7 protein-coding genes and 1 pseudogene are annotated in these 11,095 nt (G+C 60.6%); 5 read left to right on the top strand and 3 right to left on the bottom strand.

Annotated elements, in window-relative coordinates; genetic code table 11:
• Nucleotides 1–141: 141 nt before the first annotated feature.
• Nucleotides 142–1,482 (bottom strand): MFS transporter, encoded by a 1,341-nt coding sequence (locus SLW74_RS09685; RefSeq protein ID WP_410928725.1) that lies wholly within the window; start codon nt 1,480–1,482, stop codon nt 142–144.
• Nucleotides 1,483–1,631: 149 nt separating this feature from the next.
• Nucleotides 1,632–2,648 (bottom strand): 1-aminocyclopropane-1-carboxylate deaminase/D-cysteine desulfhydrase, encoded by a 1,017-nt coding sequence (locus SLW74_RS09680; protein WP_410928724.1) that lies wholly within the window; start codon nt 2,646–2,648, stop codon nt 1,632–1,634.
• A gap of 240 nt (nt 2,649–2,888) precedes the next feature.
• On the opposite strand from SLW74_RS09680, the pseudogene SLW74_RS09675 reads away from it, so the two are divergent.
• The 5 genes and pseudogenes from SLW74_RS09675 to SLW74_RS09655 form a co-directional block, all read left to right on the top strand.
• Nucleotides 2,889–5,141 (top strand): annotated as a pseudogene (locus SLW74_RS09675) (type VI secretion system Vgr family protein); the annotation flags it as partial.
• 210 nt (nt 5,142–5,351) lie between these two features.
• Nucleotides 5,352–6,926 carry a T6SS phospholipase effector Tle1-like catalytic domain-containing protein gene (locus SLW74_RS09670; RefSeq protein WP_410928816.1) on the top strand — a complete coding sequence of 525 codons (1,575 nt, stop codon included), beginning with the start codon at nt 5,352–5,354 and terminating at the stop codon, nt 6,924–6,926.
• Nucleotides 6,927–7,051: 125 nt separating this feature from the next.
• Nucleotides 7,052–7,561: a DUF2931 family protein gene (locus tag SLW74_RS09665; RefSeq protein WP_410928723.1), complete on the top strand. Its 510-nt coding sequence runs from the start codon at nt 7,052–7,054 to the stop codon at nt 7,559–7,561.
• Nucleotides 7,548–8,225 (top strand): hypothetical protein, encoded by a 678-nt coding sequence (locus SLW74_RS09660; RefSeq protein WP_410928722.1) that lies wholly within the window; start codon nt 7,548–7,550, stop codon nt 8,223–8,225. Before SLW74_RS09665 ends, SLW74_RS09660 begins: the two co-directional genes overlap by 14 nt.
• Nucleotides 8,222–8,860: a DUF2931 family protein gene (locus SLW74_RS09655; RefSeq protein WP_410928721.1), complete on the top strand. Its 639-nt coding sequence runs from the start codon at nt 8,222–8,224 to the stop codon at nt 8,858–8,860. Before SLW74_RS09660 ends, SLW74_RS09655 begins: the two co-directional genes overlap by 4 nt.
• A gap of 95 nt (nt 8,861–8,955) precedes the next feature.
• On the opposite strand, the gene SLW74_RS09650 is transcribed toward SLW74_RS09655, so the two are convergent.
• Entirely contained in the window at nt 8,956–10,995 is a 2,040-nt protein-coding gene (locus SLW74_RS09650; RefSeq protein WP_410928720.1) for an FAD-dependent oxidoreductase, read from the bottom strand.
• Nucleotides 10,996–11,095 lie beyond the last annotated feature (100 nt).

The following is an 11,095-nucleotide window of genomic DNA, read 5'->3' as shown; positions in this document are numbered from 1 at the left end:
CACTTGAAGCTTTTTGACACCACTCTCCTGTCAATCAAACGCAAACCCTGTGGGAGTGAGCTTGCTCACGAAGACGGCCTGCAATCCGCCCAACATCCAGCAGGCACACCGCCTCCTTAGCAAGCAAGGTGGAGCCTCCAGTCAAACCGCCGTCTGCAATCTCCCGCGCGCCGTCAACGAACCGTCCACCTCATGCAGCGACACTTTGGACGTCTCCGGCAATGCCAGTCCACCCGCCAGCGCCAGCAGCGCGATGACGATCAGGTAAAACGCCGGCGCCAGGTTGCTGCCCGTCGCGCCGATCAGCCAGGTCGCCATCAGCGGCGCCGTTCCGCCGAAGATTGTGTACGCCATGTTGTAGGTGATCGCCGAAGCGGTGTAACGGGTACGCGTGGGAAAGGTCTCCGACAACAAAGCCGCCGTCACCACGCCGCACAGGACGGCGCCGATCGCCAGCAACATCACACCGACGATCGAGGCCACAAAAGAACCGAAACTGGCCATCAAAAACGACGGATACACCACCACGATCAGCAGTACACAGGTGCTGAGCACCGTCTTGCGTCGCCCGACCTTGTCGGAAAACGCCCCGGCCACCGGGCAGATCGCCGCCGCGAACAGCAACGCAATTAACGACACCAGCAGCGCGGTCGCACGACTCAGCCCACCCGCCACCTGCAAGTACGTCGCGAAATAGGTGGTGAACATGTAGAACGACAGCGCCGTCAGCGACACGAACGCGCCGAGGCAGCAGATCGCCGCGCCATGGTTGCGCAGGGTTTCCTTGAGCGGCGAATGGGCGACCGCGTGTTCCTGCTTGACCGCTTGAAAGGCCGGGGTTTCGTCCAGTTTCCAGCGCAGGTACAGCCCGACCAGACCCAAGGGCGCTGCGATCAGAAACGGCAGCCTCCAGCCCCAACTGCCCATGGCTTCGGTGCTCAAAGAGGCTTCCAGCGCGTAGGCAATGATCGCCGCCGCCGCGAAGGCCGAAAAGGTCGACACCGGCACGAAACTGCCGTACCACGCCCGTTGCGTGCGCGGCGCGTGCTCCATCAAGTAAGCGCACGCCCCTGCGTACTCGCCCCCGGCGGAGAAGCCCTGGGCGCAGCGGATGAGGGTAAGCAAGACGGGCGCCATGACGCCGATTGCCGCGTAGGTCGGCAGCAGACCGATGATCGTCGTCGCCCCGGCCATCAACAGAATGGTGAACGCCAGCGTGCGCTTGCGGCCGATGCGGTCGCCCAGCATGCCGAAGAACACGCCGCCCAAGGGACGAAACGCGAAAGCCACGGCGAACACCGCGAAGGTTTTCAAGAGCGCGGCGCTGGCGTCGCCGCTGGGGAAGAACTGCTGGGCAATGGTCGTGGCCAGAAAGCCGTACACCGCGAAGTCGAACCATTCGACAAAATTGCCGATGGCGGCCGCCACGATGACTTTTCTCAGGGTGGCAGGATCGACCTGCTCAAGGACGGGAGTGGTCATGGAAACCTCGGCGCGCGTGGGAAAGATCCGATTATCGGCACAGCGCCCTGCCCGCCCGACTCCAGAAATGCCGCCGACGTACTCAGGACCGACCTGTCGGGGGTGTGGGCCGCAGGATTCGTGCCAGTGCCCGGATGCGCGCTCCGGCGTCAGGGATGTGCGTGCGCAGCATCGAAGGTTCGCTTGCCCTGCAGTCCGCCGGTGTGCAGGAAAATCAGCCGCGTGCCCTTGGCGATCCGGCCCGAGATCACTTCTTCGTGCAGCGCCAGCAATGCCTTGCCGGTGTACAGCGGTTCGAGGGGGATACCGGCTTCGGCTTCGTGCCGCGCAATGAAATCCAGCAACGCGGGATCGGTCTTCGCAAAGCCGCCACGACTGGCGTCGAGCAAGCGGTAACCCTGGGGCTTTTTGCGGTCTATCCCCACGTCCGAGCCTGTCGGTCGCGGACTCATTCTGCCCAAGGGCGCCACAGTCCCTGTGGGAGCGAGCTTGCTCGCGAAAGCTTCAACAATCCCCTCCACATTGCCCTCAACCCCATGAGCTTCGGGCACCGCCATCGCGCCAATCACCTCATGCTGGCCCGCCTCCGCCAGTACCAATCCCGCCAATGTGGTGCCGGTGCCACACGCCAGCCACCAGTAATCGTAATCCTCCCACCCCAAATCGCCGAGCTGGCTGCGCGCCTGTTCGACGATTTCAGCGCAGCCCAACGCGCCGTCTAGCCCGCCTCCGCCCTCGGGCACCGGAAACAGATGCGGATAACGCTCGCGCCACGGCACCCAGAAATCCGCGTCATGGCGCGCGCGATACCCGGCGTAACCCAGCCAGTGCAACTCCATGCCGAACGCCTGCAGATCCAGCACCGTCGGCGTCTCGACCGCATGCCCCCGCACCAGCCCGACCGTGGCAAAACCAAAGCGCTTGCCCGCCGCCGCCAGCGCATGCAGGTGATTGGAATGCGCGCCGCCCAGGCTGATAACACCCCGTGCACCGGCTCGCTCAGCCGCCGCCAGATGGTGCTTGAGCTTGAACCATTTGTTGCCGCTGATCAGCGGATCGACGAGGTCCAGCCGCAGGATCGCCGCCTCCACGCCCGCTGCCTGGAGCCAGTCAAAATTGAGCGGTTGCAGCGGTGCGGGAGGCAGCGGTGATGAGAGAGGAAACATGAAATCGGTCGGGCAATGGACGGTGCGGGAGTCTAGCACTCGTCGGGCGGGGGTCTCGATTTGGGGGGCTGTGTAGGGGGATTCTTGTTCTTCATTAGGACGCGTCCGGATCGTGTTTTGCCTATGGAATGACGGTGAGGAATGCCTCATCTTCGCCCGCTTCAGCCCCTGTCATGGATGAGTTGATCGGTTCTTTATGGAACGGTCGGGGGCGCATTCTCCTGCCAGGGACGCTCATTCATGCTCACGGTATTGCCGCCTCTCTTTGATCACAGTCGCCATAAACTGGTTGTCCATAATCTGCCCATTGCGCTCGATGTTCTTGCCTTCGAGGGTGAGGAACAGCTGAGTCAGCCGTTTCGTTACCGGGTGGAATTTACCTCGGTTGAACAGGACATCGGGGCTGAACGGGTGCTGGGGCAGGATGCCCAGTTCAGTCTGCATGCTGCGGCGCATACGTTGCCGGTGGCGATTCGTGGCTTGCCGGGGCCTAAGGTTGAGGCGCTGCGGACGCTGCATGGGGTGATTACCGGGTTCAAGCGGCTTTCCGGTTCCGCCGATGAAGCGCGTTATGAAGTGACGCTTGAACCGCGCCTGGCGTTGCTGGCCCGTGGGCGGCAGTTTCGGATTTATCAGCACCAGTCCGTGCCGCAGATTGTCGAGAGCATTCTGCGCACACGGCATGATTTTGAGGGGCAGGATTTTCTGTTTTCGCTGGTGCGGGAGTATCCGAAGCGTGAGCAGGTGATGCAGTACGGCGAGAGCGATCTGGCGTTTATTTCGCGGCTGCTGGCTGAGGTGGGGATTTGGTATCGCTTTAGCAACGACGAGCGATTGGGGATCGCGGTCGTCGAGTTTCACGATGATCAGCGGCATTACGTTCGGCCGCGTGTGAGCTTGCCGTTTCGGCCGCAGTCGGGATTGGGCAGCAGCGGCCAGGATGGGGTTTGGGGGCTGCAGGTCAGTCATGAGGTGGTGGAGCAGAGCGTTCACTTTCGGGCCTATCACCATCGGGATGCGAACGCATGGCTGGATGCGGATGTCGATCAGACGCGAGGTGACACCACGACCTATGGCGAGGCGTATCTCTATGCGGAGCCGTACAAGGTGCTCGGCGACAAGGTTGATCAGGATGAAGATTTAGAGAGTGAAAGCGGGTTTTTCTATGGACGGTTGCGGCATGAGCGGTATCTCAATAACCAGACTCGGCTGACCGGGATTAGCAGCAGCGCCTCGTTGGGATTGGCGCAGGTGCTGGCGATTTCCGGTGGTGCGCCTCAGGCGTTTGAGCCGGGTGCTGTGATCACGCGATTGCAATTGCGTGCAGCGCGGGATCGAAGCTTTGAACTGAGTTTTGAGGCGATTCCGTATTCCGAAAGCGTGTGTTTTCGACCGCCTTTGCTGGCAAAGCCTGCGATAGCCGGCACCGTTCCGGCCTGTGTCACCAGCTCGCTGGCCAATGATCCCTATAGCCACATCGACAGCGAAGGCCGCTACAAGGTCAGCTTTCTGTTCGACCGCGACAGCTGGAAACTGGGTGAGGAAAGCCTGTGGTTGCGCCTCGCCCGCCCCTATGCCGGGGATACCCACGGACTGCACCTGCCGCTGATCTGCGGGACCGAGGTGGCGATTGCCTTCGAGCAAGGCGACCCGGACCGGCCCTACATCGCCCATGCCCTGCATGACAGTAGACATCCTGACCATGTGACCCTGCTGCGCAGCGATTACAAACGCAACGTCCTGCGCACGCCCGCCAACAACAAGCTGCGCATGGAAGACGATCGCGGCAAGGAACACATCAAACTCAGCACCGAGCAGAGCGGCAAGAGCCAGCTCAACCTTGGGCATCTGGTCGACAACGATAAGGATAAGCGCGGCGAAGGGTTTGAGTTGCGCACGGATGGCTGGGGCGCGATTCGGGCGGGGCGCGGGCTGTTTATCAGTGCGGATGAACAGACCAAAGCTCACGGTCAGCAGCTCGACATGGACGCTGCGATCGACCAGCTTGAAACCGCGCTTTCCTTGGCCCGCACCATGGCCCAGGCCGCGCGAAGTGCGGGCGCTATCGCCGCAGACACCCGCAGCCATTCGCAACTAAACGACGCGCTGACTCACCTCACCGAACCCGGGCTTCTGCTGCACGCACCGGCCGGCATTGGAGTGGTCACCCCTGAAGCAATCTGCCTGTCCTCCGGTCGCGAAAGTGTCGCCATCACCTCGTCACGCTCAACCGACCTGAGCGCCGGACGCAACATCACCGGCACCGCCGAAGGTGCGATCAGCCTGTGTGCTGTGACCAAGGGGCTGCAACTCAAAGCGGTTCAGGGCGACGTTCAGCTTCACGCGCAAACCGGCGCGTTGCACTCACTGGCTAACAATGACATCAAGATCGAAAGCCTGGCTGGCCGGATCGAAATCAGCGCCCCGGAAGAGCTCCTCCTGAATTGCGGCGGCGCCTTCATCCGCATCAAAGATGGCGAGATCGAGCTGGGCGCGCCGGGGAACATCTATCACCGTGCCGTTTACGTGCTAAAGGGCGGTGCCACCACGCTGACCACCCCGGTGACGCCAATACCTTATGGCTATGGGGCAGGGTACACCCTGGTCGATGCGCAACAGGCCGCCGCCCGTTTCGTCCGTTACCGGATCACCACGCAGGCTGGCGAAGTGTTCAACGGCGTGACCGACAAGGACGGCAGAACCATGCCCATCCACACGATGCTGCCCGGACGCGTGGCGATCGACTTTCCGCAACCCGAAGAATGGCTGAAGCCGCGCCCCACACCTGAACCTGAGGAGGAAGAAGAGGAAGAAGAGGAAGAGGAAATCACCGAAGGCATCACCTTGCGAATCGGGTTGTTCTTTGACGGGACGGGAAATAACCAGAGCAATGCTGCGGCGACCGCACAGTGCCGACGGCAGGATCTTGAGAGCTTTAGCAGCAAAGAGCTTGAAAGCATTGCGGCGACGTGCAAGCAGTACGGGTTTGGAGAGTTTGACGGTAGTGCGTTTAACAGCGCGCCGAATAACAGTTATGGGAATGCGCCGAGTAATGTGGCGTATTTGTATCAGCTGTATCCGGACAACGCGGTGGATGGTATTTCGGCTGAAGCCAAAACCGCCTACATCAAAGCGTACGTAGAAGGTATCGGTACTCGCAGCGGTGGTAAGGATGCAACGGTCATTGGGCAGGGTCTTGGCCAGGGTGAGACGGGGGTAGTAGCGCGGGTCAAGCAGGCGCCAGCCTTAGTTAAAACACAGCTACTCTTTTTTGTACAAACCAACCCCGGCATTTCGATTAAAAAGATCGAGATCGATTTCTTCGGCTTCAGTCGTGGTGCAGCGGCCGCGCGTCACTGCGCAAATGAGTTTCTCAAACCCCAGTGCGGCGTATTTAGAGAACTCCTCACCGCCAGAAGTCTAGGTCTGCAACAAAGCTTCGACGCATCGACGGACGTATCCATCAACTTGATCGGGCTGTTCGATACCGTTGCAGCCATCTCAGATCCTGCGCACGGGGACTTCAGTCCTGGCGACGACGTTAATCGTGGCGTCAATCTCTATCTGCCACCCGACTGCGCGCGGCAGGTCATTCAGCTTCAGGCGCTCGACGAGTATAGAGCCGACTTTTCTCTAAATAACGTGCACCACACGCACCTCCAGATCGGACTGCCGGGCGCCCACTCCGATGTCGGCGGGGGCTACCTGCCACGCGCGCGAGAAAAGTTGTGGATGACGCAGCCTTGCAAGGCGAGCGTTCCGGACGGTCAAAGGGTTGAATCCAATGCCGCCTGGGTCCGCGCCGAGACGGACGCCAAGGTATTCCGCGAATCAGGCGTGGCCCGCGATGGCTACGTTGCGGTGAAAGCCTGGCCTGCAGCAACTAATCCTCGCGGCAAAGCCAATCAAGCGATGCAGGACTACTGGATAACCGTAATCCTTGAGCGCCCGGTGCATGGCGAACTTAGCCTGATTGCATTGCGTGTCATGCGTGAGATGGGTGTGCGTCATGGGGTGCCATTCGACGTTATCACCGAGACGGATAAACGCTTCAAGTTACCGGATGAGCTCCTGCCTATCGCCAAGCGAATCTTGCAGCGGGTAATGACAGACCGGCTGGTACGGCTTGAACCTGCGGAAGAGGCGCTATTACGAGCGAGGTACATCCACCTATCCGCGCACTGGACCCCACGAGGCCCCTTCTTGCTTAGCAAGCCGGCACCGATGAATCGCAGGAACGTGCACCTCAATAGTCCGCAAGAAGGTTATCCGGAATGAGGTGCCTGGGTTTTGCAGTCGGATTCCTACTCAGCTTGAGTGCCTGTGCCACGGGAGGCTCAGTACCACCACCTGTCAAGCTGCCATATCCGGCGTGGTATATCGGCTTCGCCGCGCCCAAACACATGGAAGTATGGGTTGAAAGCGTCGATGTGCTCGATCAGCGGGGATACGTTTTTTTTAACGTACACGCCGGAGTCGCCGGTTACACGCGAAAGCCCGAGGGCTGGCACAAGGGCACATCTGGCGGAAAACCCATCAACAACGTTGACTTACCAGACCAACTTCTTCTGCGCTGGCAGTCACTAGTGGAGCCTCAGGCTTACAAAATCAGCATCCGGATACCGCAGTGGGTACGCGATGAGATGGTGACGCCACAGCGCGTGTATTGCCGCAGTTCAAAAGAATGGATGAACGACTACCGTTTCGCGATTACGTTGGGAATGGCTCCGGGAGGTATCGTCAAAGTGTGGGTCGGTGGGCCATGCCTGGGCTTCAAAGAAGTTGGCCGCTACCAAGCCAAAGTCGAGTCCCTCGGACCCAACCAGGACGGAAAAGGGTTGTTTTACCGAGCACCCAATCCAGCGGCGCAAGCCTGGATAGACCAGCACGGCATTCCCTATGGCAGTTGGTAATGCTGCTGCGGATTCGCAACCATCACGCCACCGCACAAATGACTATCCCAGAACCCAGTGCGGCGCCCACTCAGATGTCGGCGGGGGCTATCTGCCACGCGCGCAAGAAAAATTGTGGATTACAAAACCCTGCATAGCCAGCGTTCCGACCGGTCAAAGGGTTGAATCTGATGCTGCCTGGGCCCGTGCAGAGGCGGACGCCAAAGCATTGCGCGAATCAGGCGTGGCCCGCGATGGATACGTTGCGGTGAAAGCCTGGCCTTCAGCAACTAACCCTCGCGACAAAGCTGCGTCGGTCATGGAGGACTACTGGATAACCCTGCTGCTCGAACGCCCCGTGCATGGCGAACTGAGCCTAATTGCACTACGGGTCATGCATAAGCTTGGGATACGTCACGGCGTTCCATTCGACGTCATAACCGATACGGATAAACGCTTCGAGTTACCAGATGAACTCGTGCCAATCTCCAAGCGAATCTTGCAGCAGGTAATGACAGACCGGCTTGTACGACTTGAACCTGCGCAACAGGAATTACTCCGAGCGCGTTACATCCACCTGTCCGCGCACTGGACCCCTGAGGGTCCCTTCCTATTCAGCAAACCGGCACCACTCAATCGTAGGAATGTGCATCTCAACCGTCCGCAAGAAGGTTACCCCGAATGAGGCATCTGATATTTGCGGTTGGTTTCTTGATCAATCTCAGCGCCTGCGCGAGTGGGCCAAGATTACCACCAGCCCCCAAGCTGCCGTATCCGGCCTGGTACATAGGTTTCGCTGCACCCAAGCACATGGAAGTCTGGGTGGAAACCGTCGATGTTCTGGATACGCGTGGACTCGCTTTCTTCAGGGTGCACGGCGGCGTCGCGAGTTATACAGGGAAAGTCGAGGGCTGGCACCAAGGGGTGTCGGGAGGAAAACCTATAAATAACGTCGATCTACCCGACCAGATTTTCCTGCGTTGGCAGTCACTGGTAGAGCCTCAGGCTTACAAGATCAAAATACAAATACCCCAGTGGGTACGCGAAGAGATGATTCGGCCAGAGCGAGCGTTTTGTCGATGGGCAGCCGAGTGGAAGGAAGACTATCGAGAGACGATCACGCTAAGCATGGCACCCGGCGGAATCGTCAAAGTGTGGGTAGGGGGATCTTGTTTGGATTTCAAGGAAGTCGGCCGTTACCAAGCTAAGGTCGAGCCGCTCGGCCCATACCTTGGCGCAAGCAAGGGCAAGTACATCCCGCTCGAACCTGAAAACCGCGCCTACGTAGACCAGCACGGAATCCCCTACGGCAGCTGGTAATCCCCCTCAAGCGCCAGAGCCCTCACAGACCCTGGCGGTACGCGATCCAACCCCGTCAAACCCACCCGCAACATCGCCCGTCAGAAACCAGCTCCTTACAACCCCGCCGCCAACCGCGACCCCTGCTCAATCGCCCGCTTGGCATCCAGCTCAGTCGCCACATCAGCCCCGCCAATCAGATGAACGCTCTGCCCCGCTGCCTGTAACCCGTCATACAGTTCACGCAGCGGATCCTGCCCCGCGCAGATCACCACGTTGTCCACCGGCAGCAGTTTCTCCTCGCCCTCCGCGCCAATCCGGATATGCAAACCGGCGTCGTCGATCTTCAAATATTCCACGCTGTTGAGCATCTGCACCTGTTTGTTCTTGAGCCCCGTGCGATGAATCCAGCCCGTGGTTTTGCCGAGGCCGTCGCCGACTTTGGTGGCCTTGCGCTGCAGCAGAAACACCTGACGCGCTGGCGCATGGGGATGAGGCTTGATCCCGGCCACGCCGCCCCGCGCTTGCAGCTGGGTGTCGATGCCCCACTCGTCCCAGAACGCGTCGCGATCCAGGCTGGTATAGACGCCCTGGTGCACAAGGTATTCCGACACGTCAAAGCCAATGCCGCCCGCGCCGATCACGGCGACGGACTTGCCCACCGGCTTGCGGCCCAGGATCACGTCGAGGTAGCTCAACACTTTGGGGTTGTCGACGCCGGGGATGGCGGGCGTGCGGGGCGCGATGCCGGTGGCCAGAATCACTTCGTCATAGCCCTTGCCAAGCAGGTCATCGACAGTGACGCGGGTGTTCAGGCGCAGGTCGACGCCGGTTGTCTGCAGCTTGCGGCCGAAGTAGCGCAGGGTTTCGAAGAACTCTTCCTTGCCCGGAATGCGCTTGGCGATGTTGAACTGCCCGCCGATTTCGCTGGCCAAGTCGAACAGCGTCACCTCATGCCCGCGCTGGGCCGCAACAGTCGCGGCAGCGAGGCCGGCAGGACCGGCGCCAATGACGGCGATTTTCCGGACCTGGGTGACCGGCAGGTAATTGAGCTCGGTTTCATGACAGGCGCGGGGGTTAACCAGGCAACTGGTGAGCTTGCCGCCGAAGGTGTGGTCGAGGCACGCCTGGTTGCAGCCGATGCAGGTGTTGATCTCGTCGCTGCGACCGGCCGCGGCCTTGTTGACGAATTCCGGGTCGGCGAGAAACGGGCGCGCCATGGAGACCATGTCGGCGTCGCCTTCGGCCAGCACCTGCTCGGCGACCTCGGGGGTATTGATGCGGTTGGTGGTGATCAGCGGGATCGACACCGAGCCGCGCATTTTCGCGGTCACTTTGGCGAACGCCGCGCGCGGCACCTTGGTGGCGATGGTCGGAATGCGCGCTTCGTGCCAGCCAATGCCGGTGTTAATCAGCGTGGCGCCCGAACGCTCGATGGCCTGGGCCAGTTGCACCACTTCTTCCCAAGTGCTGCCACCCTCGATCAGGTCGAGCATCGACAGGCGATAAATGATGATGAACTTCGGGCCGACGGCTTCACGCACGCGGCGCACGATCTCCACCGGCAGGCGCATACGGTTTTCGTAGCTGCCGCCCCAACGGTCGGTGCGATGGTTGGTGTGGGCAACGAGAAACTGGTTAATGAAATAGCCTTCGGAGCCCATGATTTCGACGCCGTCGTACTCGGCGGTCTGCGCCAGGGTCGCACAGGTGACGAAATCCTGAATCTGCTTTTCGATGCCCTCTTCGTCCAGTTCTTTGGGCTTGAAGGGGTTGATCGGCGCCTGGATCGCGCTCGGTGCCACCTGCTTGGGGCTGTAGGCGTAACGCCCGGCGTGAAGGATCTGCATGCAGATCTTGCCGCCTGCTTCGTGCACGGCGTTGGTGACAACCTGATGATTGGCCGCCTCCTCCGGCGTCGACAGCTTGGCCGCCCCCGAATACACCCCGCCTTCTGCGTTCGGTGCGATACCGCCGGTGACCATCAGGCCGACCCCGCCCCGTGCGCGCTCGGCGAAATACACCGCCATGCGCTCGAATCCGCCCGGCTTCTCTTCAAGCCCGGTATGCATGGAGCCCATCAGTGTGCGGTTGCGCAGCGTGGTGAAACCCAGGTCCAGGGGAGCGAGCAGGTGCGGGTAGTGGGGGGCGGCCATAAAAACTCCATCGAGCATCATCACGGGGTGCGGGCGCTCTGTGGCGCCCGTCGAATCAGTCAGGGCCTTGGACGAGCGCCTTGTACATGACGCAAACAGT

This window comes from Pseudomonas sp. W5-36 (assembly GCF_046540455.1).
GTDB lineage: Bacteria > Pseudomonadota > Gammaproteobacteria > Pseudomonadales > Pseudomonadaceae > Aquipseudomonas > Aquipseudomonas graminis_B.
Note: the sequence above shows the minus strand (reverse complement) of the source record. Positions and strands in the feature narration are given on the sequence as shown.

What these genes read in the sequence shown, in the direction of transcription:
- SLW74_RS09680 (WP_410928724.1), bottom strand. Translation starts at nt 2,648, where the DNA reads ATGTTTCCTCTCTCATCACCGCTGCCTCCCGCACCGCTGCAACCGCTC.
- SLW74_RS09670 (WP_410928816.1), top strand. Translation starts at nt 5,352, where the DNA reads ATGCCCATCCACACGATGCTGCCCGGACGCGTGGCGATCGACTTTCCG.
- SLW74_RS09655 (WP_410928721.1), top strand. Translation starts at nt 8,222, where the DNA reads ATGAGGCATCTGATATTTGCGGTTGGTTTCTTGATCAATCTCAGCGCC.
- SLW74_RS09665 (WP_410928723.1), top strand. Translation starts at nt 7,052, where the DNA reads ATGGAAGTATGGGTTGAAAGCGTCGATGTGCTCGATCAGCGGGGATAC.
- SLW74_RS09685 (WP_410928725.1), bottom strand. Translation starts at nt 1,482, where the DNA reads ATGACCACTCCCGTCCTTGAGCAGGTCGATCCTGCCACCCTGAGAAAA.
- SLW74_RS09650 (WP_410928720.1), bottom strand. Translation starts at nt 10,995, where the DNA reads ATGGCCGCCCCCCACTACCCGCACCTGCTCGCTCCCCTGGACCTGGGT.
- SLW74_RS09660 (WP_410928722.1), top strand. Translation starts at nt 7,548, where the DNA reads ATGGCAGTTGGTAATGCTGCTGCGGATTCGCAACCATCACGCCACCGC.